Annotated in this window: 22 protein-coding genes and 2 pseudogenes; 6 read left to right on the forward strand and 18 right to left on the reverse strand. The window is 61.6% G+C overall.

The window, feature by feature from the left end:
- Nucleotides 1-411 precede the first annotated feature (411 nt).
- Nucleotides 412-675 (forward strand): LeoA/HP0731 family dynamin-like GTPase, encoded by a 264-nt coding sequence (locus BXE_RS41855; RefSeq protein ID WP_158340979.1) that lies wholly within the window; start codon nt 412-414, stop codon nt 673-675.
- On the opposite strand, the gene BXE_RS46845 is transcribed toward BXE_RS41855, so the two are convergent.
- From BXE_RS46845 to BXE_RS47705, 3 genes and pseudogenes are all read right to left on the reverse strand, one after another.
- Nucleotides 672-836, reverse strand: coding sequence for a hypothetical protein (locus BXE_RS46845; protein ID WP_158340975.1), 165 nt, complete (start codon nt 834-836; stop codon nt 672-674). The genes BXE_RS41855 and BXE_RS46845 overlap by 4 nt on opposite strands.
- Nucleotides 837-892: 56 nt before the next feature.
- Nucleotides 893-1,876 carry a GlxA family transcriptional regulator gene (locus tag BXE_RS41860; protein ID WP_011494212.1) on the reverse strand — a complete coding sequence of 328 codons (984 nt, stop codon included), beginning with the start codon at nt 1,874-1,876 and terminating at the stop codon, nt 893-895.
- A 367-nt stretch (nt 1,877-2,243) separates the two neighbouring features.
- A pseudogene (locus BXE_RS47705) lies at nt 2,244-2,661 on the reverse strand (transposase); the annotation flags it as partial.
- A gap of 724 nt (nt 2,662-3,385) precedes the next feature.
- Here BXE_RS47705 and BXE_RS41865 point away from each other — a divergent pair.
- The gene (locus BXE_RS41865) at nt 3,386-3,571 is read left to right on the forward strand and encodes a hypothetical protein (protein WP_040123858.1); all 186 of its coding nucleotides are present in this window, start codon (nt 3,386-3,388) and stop codon (nt 3,569-3,571) included.
- Nucleotides 3,572-3,696: 125 nt separating this feature from the next.
- Here the strand turns inward: BXE_RS41865 and BXE_RS47710 are convergent, their stop codons facing one another.
- The 6 genes and pseudogenes from BXE_RS47710 to BXE_RS41895 all read right to left on the reverse strand — a co-directional run bounded on the left by BXE_RS47710 (nt 3,697) and on the right by BXE_RS41895 (nt 11,721).
- On the reverse strand, nt 3,697-4,167 hold the full coding sequence (locus BXE_RS47710) for a hypothetical protein (protein ID WP_233518895.1): 471 nt from the start codon (nt 4,165-4,167) through the stop codon (nt 3,697-3,699).
- Nucleotides 4,168-4,348: 181 nt separating this feature from the next.
- Nucleotides 4,349-5,083 carry a hypothetical protein gene (locus tag BXE_RS41875; protein ID WP_011494216.1) on the reverse strand — a complete coding sequence of 245 codons (735 nt, stop codon included), beginning with the start codon at nt 5,081-5,083 and terminating at the stop codon, nt 4,349-4,351.
- Between the two features lie 19 nt (nt 5,084-5,102).
- A complete protein-coding gene (locus BXE_RS41880) occupies nt 5,103-7,487 on the reverse strand; it encodes a YjbH domain-containing protein (RefSeq protein WP_011494217.1) in 2,385 nt (794 codons plus the stop codon).
- A gap of 897 nt (nt 7,488-8,384) precedes the next feature.
- Nucleotides 8,385-8,704: pseudogene (locus tag BXE_RS48425) on the reverse strand (DDE-type integrase/transposase/recombinase); the annotation flags it as partial.
- A gap of 202 nt (nt 8,705-8,906) precedes the next feature.
- A complete protein-coding gene (locus BXE_RS41890; protein ID WP_011494219.1) occupies nt 8,907-10,334 on the reverse strand; it encodes an aldehyde dehydrogenase family protein in 1,428 nt (475 codons plus the stop codon).
- Nucleotides 10,335-10,524: 190 nt separating this feature from the next.
- Nucleotides 10,525-11,721 carry a helix-turn-helix transcriptional regulator gene (locus BXE_RS41895; protein ID WP_011494220.1) on the reverse strand — a complete coding sequence of 399 codons (1,197 nt, stop codon included), beginning with the start codon at nt 11,719-11,721 and terminating at the stop codon, nt 10,525-10,527.
- 263 nt (nt 11,722-11,984) lie between these two features.
- Here BXE_RS41895 and BXE_RS41900 point away from each other — a divergent pair, with 263 nt between their 5' ends.
- Together BXE_RS41900 and BXE_RS41905 are read left to right on the forward strand one after the other, a co-directional pair.
- Nucleotides 11,985-13,325 carry a UbiD family decarboxylase gene (locus BXE_RS41900; protein WP_011494221.1) on the forward strand — a complete coding sequence of 447 codons (1,341 nt, stop codon included), beginning with the start codon at nt 11,985-11,987 and terminating at the stop codon, nt 13,323-13,325.
- Entirely contained in the window at nt 13,322-13,957 is a 636-nt protein-coding gene (locus BXE_RS41905; protein ID WP_011494222.1) for a UbiX family flavin prenyltransferase, read from the forward strand. The genes BXE_RS41900 and BXE_RS41905 overlap by 4 nt, the downstream gene beginning before the upstream one ends.
- A gap of 3 nt (nt 13,958-13,960) precedes the next feature.
- On the opposite strand, the gene BXE_RS41910 is transcribed toward BXE_RS41905, so the two are convergent.
- From BXE_RS41910 to BXE_RS41935, 6 genes are all read right to left on the reverse strand, one after another.
- Nucleotides 13,961-14,878, reverse strand: a complete 918-nt coding sequence (locus BXE_RS41910) for an ABC transporter permease (protein WP_011494223.1) — start codon at nt 14,876-14,878, stop codon at nt 13,961-13,963.
- A complete protein-coding gene (locus BXE_RS41915) occupies nt 14,875-15,657 on the reverse strand; it encodes an ABC transporter ATP-binding protein (protein WP_011494224.1) in 783 nt (260 codons plus the stop codon). The genes BXE_RS41910 and BXE_RS41915 overlap by 4 nt, the downstream gene beginning before the upstream one ends.
- Before the next feature lie 50 nt (nt 15,658-15,707).
- Entirely contained in the window at nt 15,708-16,766 is a 1,059-nt protein-coding gene (locus BXE_RS41920) for an ABC transporter substrate-binding protein (RefSeq protein WP_011494225.1), read from the reverse strand.
- A gap of 117 nt (nt 16,767-16,883) precedes the next feature.
- On the reverse strand, nt 16,884-18,395 hold the full coding sequence (locus BXE_RS41925) for an NAD(P)/FAD-dependent oxidoreductase (protein WP_011494226.1): 1,512 nt from the start codon (nt 18,393-18,395) through the stop codon (nt 16,884-16,886).
- Between the two features lie 72 nt (nt 18,396-18,467).
- A complete protein-coding gene (locus tag BXE_RS41930) occupies nt 18,468-20,204 on the reverse strand; it encodes a thiamine pyrophosphate-dependent enzyme (RefSeq protein ID WP_049782487.1) in 1,737 nt (578 codons plus the stop codon).
- Between the two features lie 155 nt (nt 20,205-20,359).
- Entirely contained in the window at nt 20,360-21,511 is a 1,152-nt protein-coding gene (locus BXE_RS41935; protein WP_011494228.1) for a porin, read from the reverse strand.
- A 484-nt stretch (nt 21,512-21,995) separates the two neighbouring features.
- Between BXE_RS41935 and BXE_RS41940 the strand changes: the two genes are divergently transcribed.
- Entirely contained in the window at nt 21,996-22,982 is a 987-nt protein-coding gene (locus BXE_RS41940; protein ID WP_233518893.1) for an ABC transporter substrate-binding protein, read from the forward strand.
- Between the two features lie 2 nt (nt 22,983-22,984).
- On the forward strand, nt 22,985-23,773 hold the full coding sequence (locus tag BXE_RS41945; protein WP_011494230.1) for an aspartate/glutamate racemase family protein: 789 nt from the start codon (nt 22,985-22,987) through the stop codon (nt 23,771-23,773).
- Between the two features lie 70 nt (nt 23,774-23,843).
- Here BXE_RS41945 and andAa read toward each other — a convergent pair whose 3' ends face one another.
- From andAa to andAd, 3 genes are read right to left on the reverse strand one after another with little or no spacing between them, the layout of a single operon-like run.
- The gene (gene andAa, locus BXE_RS41950; protein WP_011494231.1) at nt 23,844-25,061 is read right to left on the reverse strand and encodes an anthranilate 1,2-dioxygenase system ferredoxin--NAD(+) reductase; all 1,218 of its coding nucleotides are present in this window, start codon (nt 25,059-25,061) and stop codon (nt 23,844-23,846) included.
- On the reverse strand, nt 25,051-25,374 hold the full coding sequence (gene andAb / locus BXE_RS41955) for an anthranilate 1,2-dioxygenase ferredoxin subunit AndAb (RefSeq protein WP_011494232.1): 324 nt from the start codon (nt 25,372-25,374) through the stop codon (nt 25,051-25,053). The genes andAa and andAb overlap by 11 nt, the downstream gene beginning before the upstream one ends.
- Before the next feature lie 10 nt (nt 25,375-25,384).
- Nucleotides 25,385-25,858 (reverse strand): anthranilate 1,2-dioxygenase small subunit AndAd, encoded by a 474-nt coding sequence (gene andAd, locus BXE_RS41960; protein WP_011494233.1) that lies wholly within the window; start codon nt 25,856-25,858, stop codon nt 25,385-25,387.
- Nucleotides 25,859-25,861: the final 3 nt, after the last annotated feature.

Below are 25,861 nucleotides of genomic sequence, written 5' to 3' on the forward strand. Positions count from 1 at the left end.
CTTTGAAGCGGCTTAATTGTTAAACGCGATCCTACATAAGGACGGTTCGCAACGTATTTCGATGGCTGAATTGACCAACATGTTGGCGGCTACGATCAATTCCCTCGTGGCCGCATTGTGCCAAATATTCCGCATTGGGAAGTCAATATCTTCAATACGGAATATATTTCAAATTAATTTCATTAAAACTGGCTATTTTAATGTTATTGCTTCCATTTTTTTCCAAATCCGCAGCGTACGCACGATTGCTTAATTGAAATGCATAAGATGGCGAACTGGACGGATACAAACAACCCGATATGGGAATTCCACGACGACCTGAACAACAAGTCCAACGTAGCGGGTGCCCGCACTTGTCCCCGGTAGTTTGCGCCGTCGACCTACCAACATGACGGCGCCCTCTGGGATAGCCTGCAGCGGCCAGAATGCCAGGAGGCGTTCCGGCAGGCGCTCGAGACGATGGGGGAGAACTTCGGAAAACAGCGTGTGGAATTGCTCGGTTTGATCAACAGCGACCCGTTCGTCGGTCAATTCTTCGCCGAACCCGTCGAGCTACGGGCTAGCGTGATGGAGATACAGATCAGCGTCGGAGGCGCAAAAAAACGCCAGCAGTTCCACACATGGTGCGCAATAGGTGAAACCGTCAATGCCAAGTTCAGAAGGGTCGGTAGCTAACCGCTGGCGACACGGCAGTTCCGTAATACCCGGGAAGCTGTTGCTAGTGATGGCTTCAATGCTGCGGTGCCGGCACGGCGACGGTCATGATCATTTTCCGGCGGCGATGTGCCGCCGGCTTCCGCTTTACGTTTCGGCGTGACTTGCATCAACAGCTTCATTCCGTGCTCCCCCGGCTCAGCCCGGGGCTGTTGATCCGGCCGCTGCGTCTGACGCGTTACGGCGCCACCTGGTTGCGCATCCGATAGTCCGTCGGTGTCGTCGCCAGATATTTCCTGAACAGCTTCGATAGCTGGCCGCCGCTGCCGATACCGCAGCGGCGCGCGATCTTGTCGACCGGCAGATTCGACTCGACGAGCATGCGGCAACTCATGTGCAAACGTGCGCGAAGCAGATAATCGGAGGGCGTCATGCCGATCTCGCTCTTGAAGCGACGCAGGAAGTTGCGCTCGCTCATCGACGCGACCTGCGCTGCATCGTCGATTGAAATGGCACGATCGACGTTCGCTTCCAGCCAGCGTGCCGACGCCAGGACCTTCTCGCTGACCTGCGGCGCCCCACCACGCGAGACCGCATAGCTAAAAGGCGTTTTGGGTTGTGGCGCGATGGACTCGGCAACCTGTTGTGCCAGATCGCACCCCAGATCCTCTTCGACGATGCGCAGCGCCGTGGCCACGGCGCTCGGCGCTTCTGTCAGCAGCCACGACGGATGCATGCGCTGCGCTTCATTCCCACCATAAAGAAGCGGGCAATAACGGCTGGGCAGTCCAGCTGCCTGCAATAGCAGTTGACCTTCCGCGATCGGATGCACGATCTGGTTGAATGGATGCCTCTGGCGCAGCCAGTTGCTCAACCGCTCGTCGCGGCAGGCCTGTTTTGCACCTGCTCCGCCTGCAATGAACAATAGGTGCGTGTCATTCGTGCCCCGGTGAGACTGGACGTCCCCGGTCCAGACAAATACCGATGACGAACTGGCGATGCGCCCACCTGCGGCGGAAAGCAGCGAGACGTCGTAACGTGCATGGCCCGAGCGCCGCGCGGCGACAAGCGAGTTTGCCTTCTGGAAGATCTCGACGATTGCTGCGACCGAAGGCAATGCGAATCCATTAAACAGCGCGATGTCGACGCGAGTCAGGGTAGTCGTTTGCGCCGGCACGGCACTTTGCCGCGAGTTGCGCGGCAGAGTATGTACCAAGTCCATTTTATTTTTCCCCGGAAATGTGTGGTCTGCAAAGCCTTCTCCTCAAGGCTCTGTCTTTTTCTTATTGGAACATGCTATACATATGCTTCCGTTGACAGTATTTCATGGCCGAATTAGCCAACACATTGGCTGCTGAGGACACTGAGCGGCAAGACAATGGGCAGTTTGCCGGGCTTTTGATATGACCCCGTGACCTGTAGATTTTCGAATGCGTCACTACGACTTTCAACGAATCAAGCCAAAATGTACAGTTCAATATTTTATATGCTGTGCTAATGACCTTTCCAGATATCGGCAGATGGATTAATGCGGGAGAAAATATCTGGTAAGGCAAATATATTGCAGAAAGTGATGAAAGATCGCCGATGCGGCCCGCATCGCAGCCTCGCTGCCGCGCCAATGGCGCCTTCACCGTCTGACTGTCAATCACCCCGGCACCCGGGCAGTGCTGACGGTCTGCCAATTCCGGTCAAACATCGGAACGACGCCGCGCAACGTGCGCACAGGAACCGGCGCGTCAGCCTGCGAAACCAGTACACGGTCCGCCACGGCGGGAAGTCCTTTGATGGCATTCGCCAGCCCCATCCCGCTCGCGCTCGCACCAGGCAGCGCAACGCATTAATCTCCTCGCGCAAATCTCATTGACCAGGACCGCCGCACGAAGCTGCACGCGGCAGCAATCTGCTGCTCGCGGTCCACTCGATGTCGATCATGTCGGTGGGGTAGCGTTTCGTCTTCCTTTCCAAAGTTACCAGGCGATCCTGATGTTTTTTCACGTCCCGCATTTAAATCACATCCAGGAATAGTTTTCAAACGCCCTCTAACACCCCGGAGCTGGACGCTTCAGCGTCACCCGTGAAGCAGCGTCCAATGGTTGGTCTTTTCAGACAGAAGTTTTCCGATAACCGCCGCAAAGCGGTATGGCACCTCGGAAGAGGTAAAATTTCGCCCGGTGGCTGAGAATATGCGTGTGCAAAGGCCGTGCTCACGCACATCATTGTCCATCTACGCATTGGAGCAACGGCCTTGCGCCGGTTTCAAAGAGACGGCCACAGAATACGTTCAGGGATACGGTTATCCGCACATTATTATTGCTGTGAGACCTTGCGAGCAATCCCGCTTCTCCGTCACGAGGGAATCTTGCGCTCGGGGGTGGGGCCAGGCGTCGTTCAGACTGTTGGCATCAAACCTGCGGGGCCTTGCGGATTAATTAGCACTGTGAAGCCGAACCAACCGCCAAATGGCGGCTTTTTGGTGTTTTTTTCGACATGTGCGATAGTTTACTCTGTTCTCTGTTCAGCAAAGGTCTATTTGCGACTTGCCAGCATTGTCTGGAGCGGCGTTTCCCGCCACCTTGCGCCCAAAGCGCTTGCATCAGGTGACACGCCATGTTCGGTTCGTTCGTTGCCCACGCAGCGTTGCAGGCGGGGGCGGGGTGAATATTAAAATTTTTAGCAAACGATTGCGCATGAGACTAAAAAATCGATGCGCGCGACCGTTAACGGGTTCATGCACAAACAAGACATTCAGACAGTTGTATCCGCGGCACGCGAAACGGCCGATTCCATCGTCGGCGCGCGAGTTTGGAAAACGGCCGAAGATGCCAACGCGATGCACGATGTGATCTTCTGGGACATGGTTGCCAAGCGGCTGCCTGACACGAGCATCGCGGATCTGCTGTCAATGTTCGATTAGACGACGTCGTCGACACGGATTATCTTGCCGGGACGTGCCTCGAATTCATTGCGAGGCGTGCTGTTGCACGCGTGCTGGTGGACTTGCCCAATCTCTGTCAATCGACAGGTGAAGCTTCATCGTGGCTACTCGTCGCCAAGCCCGACCAGGGAAAAGATCTTCACGACGGTTCCTTGCTTCGGTTGATGCTCACCCTGTTGCTGTATGAAGACTTGCATCGCACGCGTCATCTCCTGACGTGAAAGTTTGCGATAGGCGCAGATGTTGTAGGTGACGCCGTGTTGCCAGTCTTTGATGAAATTGTGCACGTTCGGTAGCTGCATGCTTTCCTCGAAAGCGTCGCATGATTTTCCACTGAAATGATCGTCTTTCGTCCGCCCGAAGGCCGACGGCAGTCCCTCGACGTCTTTCATGCCGTCCGATATTGAAGGGAGCCGCAAAAAGAACCTGCCGCCGGGGAGCGGCAAGCCAAAAATCGAGAGCTGAAGTTCGCCCGGGAAACGCACTCTCGAAAGACCAGGGTTGAGTGTAGTCGCTCGAAGCGCGCAGCGGACGCGCGCGGCGGATGGGGTCACATTCTTGACCGAACAAGACATCAAATCTTCCTCATCCTGGCAGCATCGCCCCGAACAGACCCCGCTCAAGCGCGATCTGATGGAGGCCGATGACCTGTCGCCCGTGCCGGCGGACGCAGTGCCGGCGTGCGTGAAGTCGAGCGGAGATGCCCGCCATGACGACGCGAAACGACGGCACGGCGTTGCGGTCGGCACAACAGGCCTACTTTGTCGTGGTGCCCGTTCCGCCACTGCCGCCGGTGCCACCTGTCGCACCGCCGCCGTTATTCCCGCCTGAAATCGGCGCGGCAGTCCCAGCCGCTTGCGCCGCCGAGACCAACGAAGCCACCGGCTGTCCGTTAGCCGTAATCGCGTCCGCTGCCAGCAACGTGTCGAGGTCCGCATCCGCACCACTCGAGGTAAACGAAACCGTCAGGAAAGAAGAGGAAGAAAGCTCGATCGCGTACGTGTCGTTGATCAGCTTCGCCACCGCAGCCTGAGCGTTTGCAATCACGGTGCCATTCGACAGCGCACTCTGGAACGACGCGTTAGACGAGATCCCCGAAAGCAAGCCGCTAACCGTCGTGCCCAGTTGCCCCGCGATATAGTCCAGCAACAATTCGGTCAGCGGTGTCACATTGAATGTCCCCGCGCCCGCCGCAAATGAGTGAATCGTGATCCCGCCGCCGGTCGCCGTAATCGTGCAGGGACCGTCGAACGCAAAAGTCGCCGAATACACGCCGCTGGCGTCAGACGTCGCACTGCCCGAGCCGTTCTTGCAGCTCAGCGTAATGCTCGCGTTAGCGAGCGCCGCGCCTACAGCGGCCGTACCGCTCACCGTGCCGACGGGTGGACCGCCACTCCCGCTTCCCCCACCGCATGCCACCAGCGCACCGGTTGCAAGCGCCATCGATCCGAACTGCAGCGTGCGCAGCATGGCGCCGTTTAGAAACTTCATCGCCGACCTCCTGAGAAAGTCATTCACAATTGACCGGCACCAGTGCCCGTCCGTCGCCACCACCCTCCAAACCGCTCCCGCAGACGCCATGGGAAAGCACCGCGCCCGTCGATACAGCAGGCACACTCACCTGCGGCTGCCGCTCCGGCTTCGTTCGGTCGCGATCCGGTCGCCCATAACGCAGATACGCATCGCGCATCCGGTAAAGCTGGGTCGAGAAGTACTCGCCGCTAAAGCGGCCCTGATTCAACAGGTACTGCTGCGTGCTATACGGAAACGCCATGTTCTCCGCCGCATTGGTCGACACATAATTGGTCGCCCCTACCCGCGTGCGGAAATCGAGCCCGAACTGCCCCGAGCCGGATACCTGACTGATTCCAGGCTTCATGCCCTGACGCAACGTCAGCGGGAAGCTGATGGCGGCGCCCACAAACGTGCCCTGTCCGCTATGCTCGCCATGCACGCTTACCGATACGTCGTCGAACCAGCGCGTGAGCGTCGCAACCGGTCCCTTGTCGCCGCCGACAAAGCGCGCCACGCCTGCCTCGATCCACAGCTTCCAGGACGGCTGCACCCAGCGGTAAGTCAATTCGGCATTCTTCTCACCCGCCAATGCGTCATGACCCGGCTCATGGTGCAGATACGCGAGCCGTAAGCGGATCAGATCCGGGCGGCCCGGCACGAACACGGTGGTTTCGTTCTGCACGCCGACATACGAGTAATCGAACTTGCCGACCGACGCCACGTTGAATACCTGCGGCATGATCCAGAAGCTTTGAGCCAATGCGACTGCATTGAGGCCGCCGCGCAAGCGGTAATCGCTGAACACGCGGCCCGGGTCCATGTTCTTCGTGTTGTAGAGCGGCGCGATATAGCTCGCGTACAGCTCAGCCCCGCGCCACAGCGGTACAAATCCTTCAATGTTGGCGCCAAGCGAGACGTCGAAGTTGCCGTACTCGGTGCCGTACAGGTAACTGACGATCGGCTCGATCTGGATCCGCGTCAGACCATGCGCGTGCTCGTTGCCGTACCAGACAATCGAATCCGCGTCGTAGGTCGGCCGCGTGCGCATCGTCAGCGAGGCGCTCACGGCCGCCGGCGCACCACCGTCGACGAATTGCGCGAATGCGTCGCGGTCGACAATGACTTCGCCCAGCGGCTCATTGGCCTTCTTGATGACCGCGTGAATCCTCGCGGTGCCGTGCGGCGCATTCACGCTTGCCACGCCAAGCACAATGCCGAGTGCGTCAGCCTCGTTCTGGTTGTAGCGGTGGTTCTCGTACTCGACCACCAGATCGCGACCGCTCATTCCGACGCGGACACGCTCGAGGCCGGCGGTAAAGAGCTGCACCGCGATCTCGTCGAGTGCAGCGGTACCCAGCGCTTGCGCAACGGCCGGTGGCTGCGTATCGGACGACTTGCTCGCCGTCACGTCATTCAGCATCACCGACGCATACGACTGTAGTGGCGGCACATACGTAATCGGCGCAGCGGCGAACGCGCTGCCGCTACCGCTCGCCGCGCGCGTGTCCACCGGTTGCAGGCTGGCAAGCCGGATCGAGCCGTCATCGCCAGCCTCCGCTGTCTGGGCCGCAGACACCTGCGGGCCTTCGCACAGGCCGTCTACGCAACGCGTACTGCCAAACCGCTTACCCAGCGGGACCTGGATGCCCACTGAAAACGACGTGCGAGACGACACGCCATCCGTCGGGCGGATCGCGCGCATGAATGTGGCGATCACGTTCGCATCGGCCAGCCAGCCAATTCGCGGAGATTGATAGCGCACGCCGGCGTAGGGCGTTTTCGAATCGTCTTCCGCGAGCAGCGACAAACCCGTATTCCACAGCGAGACCTGTGCACCGCCGAACAGACCGTCGAGGCGATCGCCCTGCCCGTAGCCGGCAGTCAACGTCACCGGTCCAAATGATTGCGATACCACGCCGTATTTCGAACGAAAAAAATGCGTCTGGCCGCCAATGTCGCTAATGCCGAATGCAATACTCGGCTGATACCTGAAGAACTTCGGCACTTCGAGCTTGACGTCGGCCATCAGATGGCGAAGAACCGTGTGATCCTCGTTCGAATACGGAACGTGCAAATCGGCTGGATAGTTTGCCAGGCCGCCAGACAATTCCACGTATGGCAGCAAACCCACTGCGCCCCAGTAAACCTGGGCGCCTGTCGCCTGCTTGCCGTAGCGTGGATCGATGTAATTGTTGTACTGCGCTTCCACGGTCCCTTCCGGGAGGACAAACGCATACGGAATCACCAAACCACCCGACTGCCCGAGCGCATTGAGCGCCGGCTCGGCCGCTTGCGCCGAGGCGGAGAACACCACGGCTGCAGCAAGCGCTAGCACACTCGGCACTGGGCAGCGAAGTTGTCCGCGCAAATTTTGGGTCATATATTTTTAATTGTTTGTATCAGTTCGTGTTGCTGTAGACCCAACTCGTCGCGATCGCAGCGATTGTCAGCCCATCACGATGTTTGATACCGCACATATCCATCGTCAGCCCATTCGCTGCTACGCGACGCCACGCCTCACGTCCAGTTCAGTCGCCTCGTGTCGTTATTCGCTAATCTGGACTACCTCGTCCCTCTCATGCCCCGCGCTTGCACAAAAACCATGATTCGATCGCGTTGAAAAATCCGCTTCCCATATCAGACGATCCCACTAACGTCCTCGATGTAGATCGAACTGTGAATACGATCCTCCGGCTTCAGTATCGATACCGATGTGCCATTTACTACGCGCCAAAGTTGCCGGTCTGACGTTGCACAGCAAAGAATTAACCGCCCGAAACAACAGTCTCCGCGCCGCTTTATAGCGCTGAGAATTTATTCAGTTTGCGGTGCATCATATCCAGATCGATACAGAGCGGAATGCCGCTGACTGAAAAAGCTAACATGTTGGCGGAATACTTCATCTTTCAACTCTATGGAGAGAGAACGAAGGTGTGTCTGCAAGATGGGACACACGTAGGCCTCGTAATGGCAACGAATGGCCGATTCGGACAAGATCTTAACTATCACCGCCATTTTTTACGCCGCGCCATTTTTGCCGTTCGATACTCGTGGGACGTAACACTTAAAACAGGCAGTATCGTTGTGCCCGTGAAGGGCATGATGACCAGGCATCCCCGTGCTGACGGTTCGACCCACTGGTCTTCGCGCAAGCTCGCGGCCGAACTCTGCCACGTTGAATTGCCGACAGTGCAAAGGCGCGGATGACGTGGGTTTTCTCACACAGCGGACGGATTCTGGGCAAGCCCGGTAAAGCGCTACCTGCGCGGCAAAGCGTTCGCAAAGCTGCTTGCGATAGAGCGAAGTGCCGGTGGATCGGACCAAAGCCCGACAGGAATCTCTGCGTGCGCTCGGGGACCCGAAAGCGTCCACACGGCGCTCGCGTTCACGAGTCGCTTGATGGCCGTTTTCGGTCCGGTTGTTCAGCCTGGCACCGGCCTTGACGAAGACCCGCTTGACTTCGTCCAATCAAGGGATGCGAGCCTCTGCCGCCGGTTAGCAGCACAGTTGATCGGTCGCGATCTTGCGCGGCGCTTCGGGACAGCAGGCGAGCACGCGCTGGAAAAATCGCTTTGCCGCAGACTTGTCGCGATGCTTTCCCGACGTTTCTGCAAACCGCGATTTCACCGGGCCGTGGAGAACGGCCTTCCGCAAAGCAACGATAACCGAGCGATCGCTATCGAGCGTGAGCCACGGCGGCCGGCGCGCGCTCCCGTGCCCAGTGAGGAGCCGATTCAGCGCGCTGCAGTATCAACTGGCGAAAATCGACATCGCTTCACATCCGCCGAATCTTTTCAGCTTATCCCTCGCTCTCCGCAAGCTTTTCCAATGACGCAACCGCGCCCTCATTAGCAAGCAGCGCACGCTTGCGAACATACCGCATGATGCTCGTCGCGCCATAACGGGACCCGCCCATACCCGACTTTTTGAACGCGGTTTTCTCCCCATCGAACATCATCACGCGTGGCAACTCCGTGTCGTTGATGCTGACGCCACCCGCTTCCATCTTCGTCGCGAAGTCACCGGCAATGTGGGTGTCAGGACCAAACACCGCACCGCTCAATCCAAACAGGGAGTCGTTCATCAACCGTTCGGCTTCGGTGTCGTCGCTAAAGCGCATGACCGGCACGATCGGCCCAAACGTCTCGTCGGTCATCAGCGTCATCGTGTGATCGACGTTCGTCACGATCGTCGGGTCGATCCACACCGCGCCATTCACGCGCTCGCTCTTGCCGCCCAGCACGATCGACGCGCCCTTGTTCACTGCATCGTCCAGTTGTGCGTCGATAATGGTCGCCTGCTTTTCGAAAATCATCGGGCCGTAATGGCCGCCGTCGCCCGCCGCGTTGCTGCGCTTCAGCGCGCCCGCTTGCGCGCGCAGTTCCTCGACGAGCGCGTCATACAGTGAATCGTGTGCATACACACGTTCAATGGCATAGCAGACCTGCCCCGAGTTATAAAGCGCGCTGCGCAGAATACTGGTGGCCGCGCGCTCGACATCGGCGCCCGCGAGCACGACCGCCGCGTCCTTGCCGCCGAGTTCGAGGAACGCGGGAATGAAGGCCTGCGCGGCCGCTATCGCAATCTTCTGGCCGGTCGGCACGCTGCCCGTAAACACCACGGCGTCCGACTGCGCGACGATCGCGGCGCCCGTCTCCGCTCCGCCCGTCACGAGTGTGATGATGTTGGCGAGAGCGGGCACGGCCTCGATGCTTCGGCGCAGCGGCTCGATGAAGCGTGGCGTCACTTCACTCGGCTTGATGATGACGGCGGCTCCGGCGACCAGCGCGGGAATTGCGTCGATGAACGACAGCACCAGCGGGAAGTTCCACGGGCTGATCACGCCGACTACCGGATAGGCTGCATACGTGACCTTGAACACGACGTCCGGGTGCGCTTCCAGCTTGCGAAATGGCGTAGCCAGCACGGCAGGCGCATGCTCGCAGAAACCGTGGATGAAGTGGATCACCGCGCCTAGCTCTTCCGCCGAAATGCGGTGGCGCGCCGTGTCGATCGACAGCGCGGCGACAACCTCCGCACCATTCTTTTCAAGTTCGTTGGCCCACGCGAGCAGCGCCGTGGTGCGATGCGCGAGGCCACCTTGCTCCCACGCGCGTTGGGCTTTGCGAGCCGCAGCCACGGCGGCGCCGATATGCGCTGCGTCCATGTCGTCGATTTGATAGTCAAGCTCGCCGGTGCGAGGATTGCGAACTGCGATAGACGTCATCGTGTTTCCTTTCGTTGCATGTATTGCTCGCGAGGAGCGGGGCATTCGGGCATCGCAGGGCGTGCTTCAAACACACGACCTGTCTGACGATGACCGATGCTAGCAACGCAAAAACACAGCGAACACCACGCGTCCGGCGATCCGGCCGAATTCCTAAATCAAAGTGCGTCACGCAAATGCAGGTTGCCCATCAACGTTGCTCGGGCGCCGCTTTGTCCACGATTTCGCTGGCGGGTTGACCCGCCGCTTGCCGCGCGATTTCGCGCACGCGCTCACTGCCGCCTTGAACGATACTATTCGCCGCGGTGGCCGCAATCGCGTGGCCATGAGCCACCGGGCTCGCAAGACGGCGCGCGTCTTTGGGAGCAAAGCCGAAGTAGTCGCGAAACGCCGCGGTAAAACTTGTCTGATGCTGATAGCCCACCGCGAGCGCCACTTGTCCCACCGGCTGGCGTTCATCGACCAGCAGATGCAACGCATGGTTCATCCGGCAACGATGCCCATAATCGAAGATCGTCATGCCGTAGAGAAACTTGAAACCGCGCTTTAGTTTGGACGCGTTCGTGCCTACTACGCGAGCCAGTTCCGGAATGGTAGGCGCGTGCCGCAAATCTCCGACGATCATTTCGCGCGCCCTCTCGATGAGCCGCAAATCGCGCGCCGAAAGCGTTTCGCCGGGTTTGTCGGCGCTTAGATGCGCGAGCCACATTTCAATGCACGCGCACAGGATTTCCGTGCACTTGCCTTCGAGATACAGCATCTGACGCGCGCCGCGATACGGCGATGCCAGCAACTGCTCGGCAATATGCAGCGCTTCGACGCTGAAGGGCATCTGGCGGTTATAGATCTGGTCGAAGCCGATTGCAGCCAGCTCCGCGCGGATGCGATCCGCTTCGCCACCCAGCGAGCGCAATAGCCGATCGAAATACCGCTGCGTCACGTAAAGTCCGACCGACTGCCACGGACCCGGCCCGCACGTGACCTGGTAGCGCACGTCCGCGCCTTGCCGGCACACCAGCAGATTCGGTGCATTCACCTGTAGATTGCCGGTATCGGAAAAGTCGACGCTTGCCGGGCCCGACAGCGAAAAGTGGAACTCGACAAACGACTCGGGCAGCACGCTTTCCGAGCGGCTATGCGCGTAGTTGCAATCCGACACGACAATGAAGATCTCGTCGCGAATGCTCGCCATGCGCCACGCGCCTTCTTCCGCATCACCCGGCACCGGCACCACGGCCCCATAAAGGCCGAAGTCCGGCACGCTGATGCAATCCGGCCGCGTGCGGAGCGCGTCGAACGCTTCGGTGAGCCGCGCTTGCGGCCCCGCAAGCGAAGTGCGAAAAAGACCTCGGGGCAGACTTGCGGGAATTCCTGAAAGCGTCGACATATCGGACTCCAGAACCAGAGAAGCTGGCTAACTGACTACGCGATTAACCGCATCGCGGACCGCGTTATTATTGCCCCACAAAAAAAAGCGCGCTCCTGGTGCGTTCCCCACGTCGGACGCGTAATGAGACGAGGCGCAGATAAAAACCGTTTTGCCTAGATCGACGTCCCGATCGCTCACGTGCCCTTCAATTGGCGAAGGTATAAGTAGCCGACACGCGGCGCTGGCCGCAACGTGCTATTACCGATGAGATCCGCCCGACCATGAGACATTACCTTTCCCGGCTGCGCGCTCGCGGCGAACTGCTGACCGTGACTCGCGAAGTCGATCCGCGCCACGAAGTCGCCGCTGTCGCGCGCCAGTTGCAGCAGAAGACAACGCGGCCTGTGCTGTTCGAGAACGTGCGCGGCAGCCGTCTTCCCGTGCTGCTCAACGTCTATACCGATCACGACCGTCTGCGCGAAATCATTCGCTGCGAAGGGGATGAAACGTTCTGCGCGCGTCTCACCCGCGAGATTTCACTCGCGGCTCAACTCGACACGCCAGTCGAACGCGTCGCTCCGCCCGCGGACTGGATCACCGGCAAGCTCTCCGATCTGCCAGTCCTGACCCATCACGAGCGCGACGGCGCGCCGTACATTACGGCCGGCGTCTTTCTCGCGAAAGACCCCGATACCGGGCGCGGCAACCTGTCGTTTCATCGTTCGATGGTGGTCTCGGATGACGAATTGCGCATCCGTCTTGGCAGCAGTCACGACCTTGCGCAGTTCCAGTTGCGGGCAGAAGCGCGCGGCGAAGCGCTGGAGGCCGTCATTCTGCTTGGCGCCGATCCCGAGATCTTCATGAGCGCCTGCGTTTCGCTACCGCCAGACGCCGACGAACTGGCACTGGCCGCAACGATGCGCGGCGGCCCTATCGCCGTGCGCCCGGCTTTCACGGTCGATCTCGAGGTGCCCGTTTCGGCGGAGATCGTCATCGAAGGTCGCATCCTGCCGAACGTGAAGCGGCCGGAGGGGCCGTTCGGTGAATTCATGGGCTACTACGTCGAGGTCGGCGACAATCACGTGTTCGAAGTCACGCACGTCGGTTGGCGCCCAGGCGCCGTCTATCAGGGCCTGATTTGCGGGTCCGACGAAGATCTGCGTCCGCTCGAAGCGGCCACGGCCGCGCGCATTTACAAGGCCATTACGGGCCAGGTGCGCGGCGTGCTCGACGTGAGTTGCCGCCCTACGGTGATGAACACGGTCATCAAGCTCGACAAGCAATACGAAGGACACGCGCGACATGCGTTGCTCGCCGCGCTTGGCTCGCACCTCGATTACAACAAGCTCGTCATCGTGGTGGACAAGGACGTCGACATCTACAACATGGACGAGGTCATCTGGGCGTTTCTCACGCGCGGCCGCGCCGACACCCGCACGATGGTGCTACACGACGTCCCGGGCTTCTACCGCGACGCGCACAAGGACCATTGGGGCCGGCTCGCACTCGACGCAACCAAGCCGTGGGGACGCGAAGCCGAATTCGAACGCAAGTCGATTCCCGGCGTGGAGCAAATCGTGCTCGACGACTATCTGCCGCATTTTTCGCGGACCGAACCATGAACGCGCGGATGGCCGCTCACGATGACGGCACGCGCAAACCACAACGCCGCGTCGTCGTCGCGATCTCGGGCGCGACCGGCGCGATCTATGGCGTGCGGCTGCTGCAAGCGCTGCGCGCATGCAGTGTGACCACGCACCTGGTCGTGTCGCGGGCGGGCTGGATGACCGTCGCCGACGAAACGGGTTTCGACCGTGCCGCGCTGCGCGACGCAGCCGACGTCTACCACGACCAGAACGAAGTGGGCGCCAGCATTGCAAGCGGCTCGTTCCAGCACGACGGTATGGTGATTGCACCGTGTTCGATGAAAACGCTGGCCGCTGTCGCGCATGGCTTCGACGACAATCTCGTCGCGCGTGCGGCAAGCGTCACGCTAAAGGAGCGGCGCAAGCTCGTGCTGCTGGCACGCGAAACACCGCTGACGCTCGCGCATCTGCGCAACATGACGCTGGCAACCGAGATGGGCGCAGTCGTCATGCCGCCGCTGCCCGCGTTCTACGCGAAACCGGATAGCATCGACGCGATGGTCGATTACACGGTGATGCGGGTGCTCGACCAGTTGCGCATCGCGTCGGACAAACCGTATGCGCGCTGGCAGGGACTCGCGGCATCGCCCGCGAGTTTCGCGCGATGAAACTTACGCCCCCGCCGCGACCGTCCTGGCCTTCCTGCTATTGCCGCCGCGCTTCTTGCGAGCGGCCATGGAAAGCAGCGTGACGAGCACGAAAAGCGCCGTGACGAGCTTGAGATCCGATGGCTGGAAGCCGACGGCGAGCACGATCGAGATGAGCTGGAAGTAGATGATCGAGCCGAGGATCGGCGCGAGCACCTGACGCAGCATCGACCGGTTGCCCACCACCGCTTCGCCGAGCAACAGCGCGGCAAGGCCGTTGACGAGCACGCCAAAGCCCATGTTCACGTCGGCGAAACCCTGGTTTTGCGCGAGCATCGCGCCACCGAGCGCGGCGAACAGGTTGGCCAGACCGAGGCCGACCAGCGTATACACCTTCACGTTGATGCCTTGAGCTTTGGCCATCGAAGGACTGGATCCGATCGCGCGCATCGCAAGACCGTGCTGCGTGCCCAGGAACCACAACACGCCCGCGCCGATCACCGCGTCGATCACCGTCAGCATGAGAATGCGCGGCAAGTACCCGCCGCCCGCTTCGGGCAGCCACGAGAACACGCTGGAATAGGCAAACAGCGCCGAGTTCGGCTGACCCATCACGCGGATATTGACCGAGTAAAGCATGGACAACACCAGAATGCCGCAAAGCAGCGTATTGATTTTGGCCTTCTCGTGAATGTAGCCCGTGAGCACACCCGCGACAAAACCGGCAAGCGCGCCGCCAAGCAGCGCCATGACCGGATTGAAGCCGATCATCAGCAGCTTCGCGCACACGCAGGCGCCGAAGGGAAACGCGCCCTCGCCCGTCATGTCCGAGAAGTTGAGAATACGGAACGGGATCATGATTGCCACGGCGATCAATGCATACGTCAATCCCTGCATCATGCCGACCGGAACCAGCCCGATAAAACCACTGATCAGATTCATGCGTTCACCGTGCGTGCCATTGCTGGCTCTTCGTTGAAGGTTGCCATGAGTTTTTCCATCGTCATGGCGCGTTTCGCGTCGCCCGTCAGATCGCCGACAATGCGTCCGTCGCGCATCATCACGAGGCGGTTGCCGTAATCGAGCGCGTGCTGCATGTTGTGCGTCACCATCAACGTGGTGAGGCCGGCTTCGCGCACCACCTGTTCGGTGACGCGCATCACGATCGCCGCCGTGCGCGGATCGAGCGCGGCGGTGTGCTCGTCGAGCAGCAGCAGTTGCGGACGCTGAAGCACCGCCATCAGCAGCGAGAGCGCCTGGCGCTGTCCACCCGAGAGCAGCGACGCCTTGGCCTTCATGCGCTTCTCCAGACCGAGGTCGAACGACGCCATCCGCTCGCGGAATGCGTCGGACTGCGCTCGCGTAAGACCGCGCCCGAAGCCGCGTTTGAGCCCGCGCAGATTGGCGACGGCCAGATTTTCCTCGAGACTCAGCGCGGTGGCCGTGCCGATGGACGGGTCCTGGAACACACGCGAGATGTATTTCGCGCGCTGGTGCGTGGGCAGCGCCGTAATCTCCTTGCCGTCGATGGCGATCACGCCCGAGTCGGGTATCACTTCACCGGCAAGCAGGTTGAGAAAGGTTGATTTTCCCGCGCCATTGCCGCCCACGACAACAGCGAAATCGCCGGCCTGGAGCCTGAGTGAAACATCGGTCAACGCGATGCGCTCGTCCACGGTGCCCGGATGAAAGGTCTTGCTGATCTGTTCCACCGACAGCATCGGTATGTGCTTCTCACGCATGGTCGTCACCTTTGCCGGCGGATGGTCTTTCAGTCGATAAAGCATTTGCAATCCTCGAAAGACCTGGGGACCGTCAGCCCGATTTTCGCAAACTGGCTGCGGCTGATCTGGACGACGTAATCGGCCTTGCCGGGCAGCATCACCGGCATCGCGGTGGTCTTTTCGCCCTTCAGCACGCGCACGGCCACACGTGCCGCGTTCGCGCCCACCGATTGCAGCGAGACCGCATAGGAAGCCGTTGCCATGCCCTTCTTGATGGCTTCGGTTTCCGAACTGATCACGGGCACCTTCATGCGCTGCATGCTGGCCGCCACAGCCGGAATTGCCGACTGCACGAGATTCGATCCGGTGATATAGACGAAGCCCACGCCGCTGAGCATCTGCGCGCGTTGCGTGATGTCGTTCACGCTGTCCACGCTGACCGGCTTGAATTCGAGGCCCGCGCGCTTCGCGGCGGCTTCGAGCGCGTGTGTCGTGACCACGTCGTTCGCCTCGCCGGGGTTGTACAGCGTGCCGAACGACTTCACGCCGGGCAGCAGCTTCTTGGCGAAAGCCAGCACGGCGTCGAAGTCCTGCAAGTCCGACGAGCCGTTGAAGCGCGCGCTGCCGTGCTGCCAGTCTGGCGTCAGGCCGGCGGCGACGGGGTCGGTGACTTCGGTAAAGACGAGCGGGATAGCCGGATTGGTCACCGCCGAGCGCGCCACCTGCGAAACCGAGGTGGTTACGGTAAGGATGAGCGCCGGATTCTTCGTCAGGATTTGCGAGAACATCTGGGGCATCAGCGCCTGCGTGAAATTGGCGTCGCTGTACGCGTAATTCACGTTCTTGCCTTCCACGTAGCCTTCGTGGGCCATTTCGTCCTTGAAGCCCTGGATCGTCATGGCAAGCGACGGGTGCGGCCCGAGACTGGCGATGCCGATGGTCGTCGGCGTGCCCGGCTGCGTCAGCGTGGAGGCCGACGCGGCCAATGCGGCCGGCGCGGCGAGAAAGCCGGCCAACGCGGCAAGACCGGCAATACCGGCGATCGCCGCGAGGATGGCGCGCTGGGCAGCCGGCTGGCGTCGGGCGGTGCTGGTTGAACCTTTCATGGCAGAGTTCCGTAGCGTAAATGGGGTAGGGGGTAGCGAATTTGTAGCATTGAACCCGAAGGCGAATTTATTTCGCACCCGGCTTATGCCGTTTCGCTAAAAGTTGGTCCGTTTTGCCTAGTTTTGCGTGCGCGACAGCACGATCCGCGCGGCGCGTTCACCGCTCGCGCACGCGCCCGTCAACAGCGCCTGGGAAGTCCAGTCGCCGCAGTAGACGACCGGGCGTTCAGCGTTGTGCGCGGCGTTCTCCTGCCAGCGCCAGAACGCCTGCAAACGCTCGCCGTAGCCCGGCGCGAATACCGGCAACTTGCGGGGAATCCACTGATTCACGACCGCGCTCACATGACGGTCGAACCCGGGAATCCGCGCGCGCAGTTCGTCGCGCAGCAGTACATCGAGGTTGTCGGTCAGACCGCGGCGCTCAGCCTCCCCGGCGGCTTCCGGCGTGAGCTGGCAATAGATCTGCGTGAGCGGCCGCCCGTTGGCGGGCGCGGCGGGCAGTTGCTGGAAAGTCGAAATGCGACCGGGCGCGCCACGCAACGCAAACTGCATCGTCGGCGGGAGCGGCTGCGAAAAACCGTAGTGGACGACGCCGAGCGCGTTGTAGCGCACCGCCTGCAACATCTCGCGCTCCTCGCGCTGTGGATTTCGGACCAGCGCGCCCGCGAGCGAGCCTTCGGTTGCACACACGACGTGGTCCGCCGTCAGCACCGTGCCGTCGCTCAGCGTCACGGCGCAACGCCGGCCGCGCGCCGCGACGTTTTCGGTACTCGCCGCCGCGCCGTCGCGCCTGTCAGGCACGGCGTCCCGCATGGTTTCAATCGAAGCGACGGGCGCATTCGTGCGCACGTCGAGCCGCCCGGCCAGCGCCTGGCACACGCAGCCCATGCCGCCCTTCAACGTGTACACGGTATCTTCGCCAATCAGATGCGGCACGGTTGAACGGTAAAACAGCGCGGACAGCGTTTCGGGATTGAAGCTGCGGGTCGAGCGGAACACCGGTTCAATCATGCTGGAGAGGGCCTGCGGTCCGATCGCGTCGCGCACGTATTCGGCGAGGGTTTGGCGATCGGCGGCAGGGTCGTCGGCGATTGCGCTGATCGCCCAGTCCGGATCGACGCGGCTGCGTTGCGCGCGCATTCTGAGCGCATGGCTCACCAGCGCGAAGCGCTCGCGCATCGGCAGACCGGGCGTGGCCAGCGAGCGAACGGAAGGCATGAGCTCGATGGTGTGGCTGCCGCTGGGCGAAACGCATTGCGCCGTCAGATGACGCAGCGGAATCAGCACGTCGTGAAGCGAAAGATCCGCGATCAGCCGGTTGAAAGCGCTGCCGAACGGATACACGAGACGCGCGCCGCTATTGAACGCGATATCACCCACGCGCCGGTCGCCCATGCGGCCGCCAACGACGCCGTTCGCTTCGAGCACGGTCACCTGCATACCCGCCTGATGCATGCGGTAAGCCGCGGTCAAACCGGCAATACCGGAGCCCACGACAATCGCGCTTCCTTTTCCGCCCGATGGCGCCGTTGTATCGTTCCGCGCGCGTTGCCATGCGGCAGGATTGCGCAACAGTGCCGATGCGCGAGACGCATCGGGGTCCGATACAGACGTTTCAATTGCTTTCATGGGACTGCCGGGGAAAGTACTTTAAAAAGCCGTTTCAAGCGGCGCTTATCGATCCTTGCAGGCGGCGATGCGTCACGCGAGCGGTTTGCCCACCGAGCGCGGAACACGCAGTTCAATCAGCCTGACGCCGGGCTGCGCGAGCGCTGCATCGAGCGCGGGCGCAAACGCCGGGGTCTCTTCGACCACCCAGCTTTTTACGCCGAACGCGCCGGCAAACGCGGCGAAATCGATCTGGCCGAGTTCAGTGCCCGTCGTGCGTCCGAAAAGCCGCCGCTGCGCTCCGTCGATTGCACCATACGCGCGGTTGTTCACTACCAGCACGAGCAGCGAGATGCCCAGCCGCACCGCCGTTTCGAGTTCTTCCGCGTGCATCATCAGGCAGCCGTCGCCGGCGATGGCGACGATCTGCCGCCCGGGCTCCAGCACCAGCGCCGCGCCGATCGCGGCAGCGAGCCCATAGCCCATCGCACCGCTTTTTGGACCCAGTTGCGTGCCCGGCCGATGGTGCGTCAGATAGCGTTGCGGCCAGATCGCATAGGCGCCCGCGCCCGAGGTCACGACGGCGGTGTCGTCCAGCGCGGCATCGAGCGTGACGTACACGGCGCGTAGATCGAGCGAACCTTCGCAGCGTCCGCTCGTCACGTACGCAACGCGCTCGGCACGCAGCACGCTCATCCATTGGCGGCGTGCGTCGAGCGCTTGCGCGTCACACCACGGCGGGTCCGCCGCGCTGACCTGGTGCCACGCCTCGACCGCCGCGTTGGCTTCCGCGAGCAACGCGAGGTCCGCCTGATAGACCGCGTTCAGTTCGCCCGCGTCGGCGTGAAGGTGAACGAGGCGCTGAGTCTTGACGCGCTGCTTCGCATCCGGTTCGATCAGCGCATAGCCCTTGAATCCTTCGCCAAGCGTGTTGAGTTCGCCGAGGCGGCCGTTCAGCACGATCAGCAGATCGGCTTCGCTCACGCGTCTGGCCAGCGACGGATCGATCCCAATGCCGATTTCGCCGACGAACACCGCATCGTCGTGATCGACCAGATCGCGGCGACGGTAGGTCGTCGCCACCGGCACGACATGCCGGCGAGCGAGCGCGGCAAGCGCTTCCAGCGAAGCACGCTGCCAACCCGTTCCGCCCGCAATGATCATCGGACGATGCGCCGTTTGCAGCATGCCGCGCAAACGGTCGAGGTCGGCCCGCGCGATAGACGGCGTGGGCAACTGCGGCCTCGCAGGAATGGAGAGCCGGGCCTGAGCCTGTGCGACGTCCTCGGGCAGGACCAGCACGACCGGTCCGCGCCGCCCGCTCATCGCCACATGCCACGCGCGCGCGAACATCTCGCCGATCCGCTCGGGCGCGTCGATCAAGCCCACCCACTTGGCGAGCGGACCGAACACGCGCTGGAAGTCGTCGACATTGAGCATCGCCTCGCGGCCGGAGATCGCCTGGCTCGCCTGCCCGACGATCAGGACCATCGGCGCGCTATCCGTGAAAGCCGTGTGGACGGCAAGCGTGGTATTCAGCGCGCCAGGCGCGCGCGCGGCCAGACAGACGCCCGGCTGACCGCTCAACTGGCCTATTGCCTGGGCCGCGTAGGCCATGCCCGCTTCGTGACGAAAACTGGCGAGCGCGATCTGCGGCGTGTGGACCGCAAGTGCATCGACGATTTCAAGGATGCCTTCACCGGGAATGAACGTGACCGCGGGCACACCGTAGGCGCCAAGCACTTCCGCCACGATCCGGGCACCGCTGACGACGCGGTCGATATTACCGTCCGCTGCCGCTCCGGACGGGGCTGCCGCTGATGGATGCATTGGACCTGCTGGGTGCTCGCGACTCATATGAAATGCAACTCCTTTGACGTGACACGGCGCGCGCCGCCTCGCCTCATGCCTGATTGAACCCTGCTGGTGGCCTGCGTGCAGCGGCATCGCCTCGTACGACGAACCGCCGCCGCCACTCACCGTCATTAGAACCGGTGATAAATACCAGCGGTTATGGACACCTGACGCTTGGTCGCCGAAGCCCCGCCAGAACCGCTTGCGTATTCAATATTGGCGTGCTGTGCATCACCCGCAGCCAGCTGGAAGATACCGTCCAGATAGAGCGCGGTTCGCCTCGACAGGAAGTAGTTGTTGATCAGCGAGATCTGGTGATATTGCGGTTTGAAGTCGGTCGGCTGGATCGAGCCGATAGTGTAGGTGTAGTCGATCGCAGCCTGATAATCGGGTGCGAAATAATGGCTCACGTTCGCTTCGACGTTGGTGTAACTGGCGCGGCCGTGCATGAGACCCAGTTGCGCGACGCCCAGATCGTCGTAGCGGCTATGCGTGACGACGATGCCCGCGAACGTGTCTTTGGTGAAGGCGTACTGGCCGCCCGCGCCGTAAATTTCCATGCTCGAAGGCGCAATCGCATAGGAGACCGTCGGCGAACTGGGTGAGATCGACGCGAACGACGCCGTGGTCCACAAGCCTTCGCTGGCTGCCGAAGCCGGATGATTCATGCGCATGTAGGCGGCGGAAAGCTTGAGCGGGCCTTGCGCGTAGTTCACGCCGAATCCGACTGCGCTCTGGTTGCCGAAGCTGCCGGCCACGCCGCCGAAGCTGTACATCAACCCGGCCTGCAAACCACGATACGAGGGCGACACGTACTTCACCGAATTATTGGTGCGAAACTGGTAATTGAAGTTGTTGTTGTCGCCGATGGTCGCCGTGTAGCCGTTCCACATCAGCGGCGAAGAATACTGCGCAAGCCAGTCCTGCGTGAGATCGTACTGGCGGCCGAGGGTCAGCGTGCCGTAACGGCCGTTGGCCAGACCCACGTAGGCCTGGCGGCCGAATTCCCGGCTGCCCTGCGCCGCGGTGCCGGTGTTCGGATTGAAACCGCCTTCGAGCACGAAGACCGTGCTGGTGCCGCCGCCCAGGTCCTCGACACCCTTGAAGCCCCAGCGGCTGGGACCGTTCGCGGTGCCGATCGATGCGCCTTTCAGCGAGTTGTTGGAGTAGATCAGGCCTGACATCACCACGCCATATAGGGTGACGCCGGAGCCCGGCGAGCTTTGCGCGTGCGCGGCAGCCGCAAGGGAAAAAAGCAGAGCCGTAGTGTAGATACGTTTCATCTCGAAGGTCCGTAGAGGGATCGATGGTTTGCGGGAACATCCGTCCGTAGCATGTTGAACGCGTCGGTACGGCAACGCGGTTGCCAGAGCGAAGACTAGGAACGGCACAAACCAGTGACAATGTCCTCAAAATAGTTAGAACCGTTTTCCTTCAATTCTGAATCGCTTCACTAGAGCGCGGCCTCATAAAACGTTGTCAACGCACACCGCTTGCGCGTTTGTGCAACGCCGCAGCAGTATGGTTTTATATGATCGTCACCTGGCGTTGTGGCGGGACGGACGTTGCCAGAGGCTTGAATTGTTAGGTTTTCGGAACTGTTTATTTTGGCGGCGTGGGCTCGGCCACGCAGCTCCACCAGAATGAGCCTGTCACGACAGCGCAACGGCGTCACTGGTTGCCCCATTTTTTTTCACTTTTTTCTCAGGCAAATACGCTATGAAACTGCTCAGCGCGCGTGTCCGACGGACCGGCGGACGCCGCAGTATGACCACCGCGTTGCTATCGGCGGCGATCGGCTTCGGCAACCTCATGCCGGCCACGACTCATGCACAGACCGCGTCCGCCGCGCCGATCGTCGTGGGCATCGCGAACTTCGGACCGCATCCTGCGCTCTCGCGCACTATCCAGGGCTTCAAGGACGAAATGCAGGCGCACGGTTACGTCGAGAACAAAAACGTGCGCTACGTCTACAGCGATGCCAATTTCACACCCAGCCTGATTCCGCAGACGCTTGCGCAGATCGTCGCGCAGCATCCATCGGTGATCCTGACAGTCACCACGCCGGTTGCCCAGGCCGCCGTGCGCAACGTCGGCAATCTCGACACGCCGCTCGTGTTCTCGCAGGTCACGGACCCGGTCAAGGCCGGCATCGTACCTGACTGGCAGCACGGCAGCAGCCGCATCAACGGCACGTCGAGCATCACCGATTACAACGCCGTGCTCGACTTCGCGAAAAAGGTCTTTCCCAAGGCCAAGAAATTCGGCGTACTGTACAACGCGGGCGAAGTCAACGACGTGGCCGCCATCGCGAGCCTGAAAGAGGCTGCCGCGAAGTCCGGCCTCGAGATGGTCGCGACCTCCGCCGATTCCACCGTCGATGTGCCGCAACGCGCCAGCACGTTGCAAGGCATCGACTTCTTCTACGCGATCGGGTCCAGTCTGATCCAGTCGTCACTGCCGGCGGTCGCCTCGATCACCGATCACATGCATGTACCGATCCTGAGCGCGGAACACGAACTGATCCGCAAGGGCGACATCATCGCCGTCGCGTATGCCCCTTCCTACGAATCGCAGGGCGCGCATGCCGCCGACATGGCGTTGCAGATGCTAAAGGGCGTCAAACCGTCGGCGATGCCCGTGTATCGCGCCGTACCCGCCGACTACAAGGAACTGATCAACCGCCGCAAGATGGCGTCACTCGGCTTGCCGGTTCCGGCCGCGCTCGAAGGGTGCAACTGCTTCGTCAACTGACCATGACCGCACACTCGCACCCTGATGTACCAGTCAGCTCCGAAGCACGCGCGGTGCGCGCGCGCCGCCGCACGATCCACGGCGTGAGCATCGGCATCCTGATGCTCGACACCGGCTTTCAGCGCTTGCCCGGCGACATCGGTCACGGCGCGACGTGGCCCTTCCCCGTGCAATACGGCCTCATGACGGGCGTGACCGGCCCGCAGGTCATGGCGGCCACGAGCGGCGACGCGAAGGCGGCTGCACCGCTCATCGAGCGCTTTGTCGAAGCGGCGCAGCAGCTCGTCAATCTCGGCGTGGACGGCATCACGACGAGTTGCGGCTTTCTCGTCGCATTCCAGCAGGCGTTGACCGAGCGCTGCGCCGTACCGGTTGCGACCTCCGCGCTGCTGCAGATTCCTTCGGTCGCCACGCTGCTATCCAGGCGGCAGCGCGTGGGCATCCTGACGGCGCGCGCCGCTTCGCTGACGCCACACCATCTGCTCGCCGCGAACGCGCCAACCGATCTGCCGGTGGCCGGCTTGCACGAAAACAGCCGCTTCTTCCGCAACAATCTCGAGAATGCGCCGACGGTGGATTTCGACGAGCAGGCCGACGATCTTCTCGAATGCGCTGAGCGTCTGCTGCGGGCGCATCCGGAAACCGGCGCCATCGTCAGCGAATGCAGCAATTTCGCGCCTTACTCGGCGTTGCTCAGCGAACGGTTCGGCATACCGGTGTTCGATATCGTGACGATGATCGAATGGTTTCAGTCGGGCTTGAGGCCACGGCGGTTTCAGGCCGCCTCGTAGGTAGGCGTTGCAGATGTGGCAGCCGTGCGAGCGATGCTCGCACGGCCTTGAATCACCGGGCCTGCCGGCATCAGAGCAACGACCGCAGTGCTACAGCGGGATCGGCAAGCAGCGCTGGATCGAGCACCTTGCCGGCCACGACGAGCCGCTTGCAGGCGCCCATCTCCCGCCCCGCGTTGATCGCGACGACGGCGCGCAAACGCCTGCCTGCGTCGAGCGCGAGCACGCAAAACGGGCCGTTCCGCGCATCGCCGCGCTCGATCAACGTGTGCGACGCTTCGATCGTGCCCAGCGTCTGGATATTGCAATCGAACTGATCAGACCAAAGCCACGGCCACTCGGCGTATTCCTGCGTATCGCCGAGCATGTTGGCCGCTGCAATCGCAGGCTGATTTTCCGCAACCTGCCACGATTCGATACGAACGTGACGACCCAACAGCGGATTGAAATGCGCCGTCACTTCGCCCGCCGCAAAAATGCGTGGGTCGGACGTGCGGCACTGCGCATCCACCACGATCCCGTTATCCACCTGGAGACCCGCTTCGCGCGCCAGTTCGACATTGGGTAAGACGCCGATCCCCACCACCACGAGATCCGCCGCGAGTGTCCCGCGATCCGTTTCGAGCAGCGCACGGCCGTGCTCGTAGCCGATGCGCGACGGCGTTTCGGCGAGCCTGAGCGTCACGCCGCGCCGCGCGTGAAGCGCGGCGACGAAGCGCGCAGCCGCTGGCGGCAGCGAGCGTTGCAGCAGCGCGGCCGCCGGTTCGATCACCGTCGCTTCGCAGCCCGCCTGGGTTACCGCCGCGGCAACTTCCAGCCCGATGAAGCCGCCGCCCAGAATCGCGACCTGCCTGCCCGGCGCGAGCGCGGTGCGCAGCGCCAGCGAATCGGCCAACGTACGCACGTAATAAAGCGGCACACGCTCGTCCACCGGACCGGCAAATTCGCGCACACGCGACCCGGTTGCAAGCAGCAGTCTGTCGTAACCGATCGAACTGCCGTCGTGCAAACCGACCTCGTGGCGCGCACGGTCGATCGACTCGACCGTGGTCGCGAGTCGCAACTCGATATCGTGCGCAGCGTACCAGTCCAACCCGCGAATAAACGCTTTCTGTTCACCGCCTGGCGCGAGCAGCGCATCTTTCGAAAGCACCGGACGATCGTAAGGCGCGTGTGGCTCCGCGCCGATCATCGTGATCCGCGCGTGCGGGTCGCGCTCGCGCAAGGTTTCCGCGGCGCGGCGCGCGGCATGGCCCGCGCCGACGATCACATGCCGGTCAGCCGACATGAATCTCGACCCGCGAATCGACAATGCGAACCGGGAAGGTGCGCACCGGCTCGGTAATGGGCGCGCAACGCGGCGCGCCGGTGCGAATGTCGATCAGCCCCTGATGCAGCGGACATTCGACACAGCCGTCCTCCACATAGCCCTCCGACAGACGCGCATGGCCATGCGAGCAGAGATCGTTCAGCGCGAATACTTCGCCGCCGAGCCGGAAAACCGCAACTTGCCGGTCGCCGGCAATAATGGCGGCCGGTTCGCCCTCGGTGAAATCGTCGAGCGTGCCAATGGTTTGCCAGTTATCGAGTGTCTGTTCCATCTGCCCTCCTTCAGATCGGCGTGGCGAGCAGCGTCTGCACGCGCGACGTGTCGTACACCACGCGCTTGCTCCAATAGCGCAGACCGTCCGGCGTACGCACGACCCGGTCGTAGTACTTGCCCGCCTGGTATACGCCGGACTCGCCATTGGCGCGCGTTTGCACGACCACGTAGCTGCTTTCCGTTTCGATCACGCCGTCCGTCTCGCTCACGACCGTCAGGCCCGAGGTCATATGACGATACGTGTGCGCCTCGAAGATATTGGCGTTACGCAGCGACACCACGCGATCGCGCAGCATCCGCTGGTTCGTGCAGTGAATGATGCCGATCGGCAAACCCATGTCGGCGTTTTCCTTCGGCACGATCTCGTACGTACAGTCTTCGGTGAACAGCGTCGGCCATGCTTCGAGCCGGTCGTTGTCGAGATTGCTGATGTACTGGTTCTGCAGCATGTGCAATTCGAACCACAGCTTCATCGCTTCCATCTG

The sequence above is a fragment of the Paraburkholderia xenovorans LB400 genome (assembly GCF_000013645.1).
GTDB lineage: Bacteria > Pseudomonadota > Gammaproteobacteria > Burkholderiales > Burkholderiaceae > Paraburkholderia > Paraburkholderia xenovorans.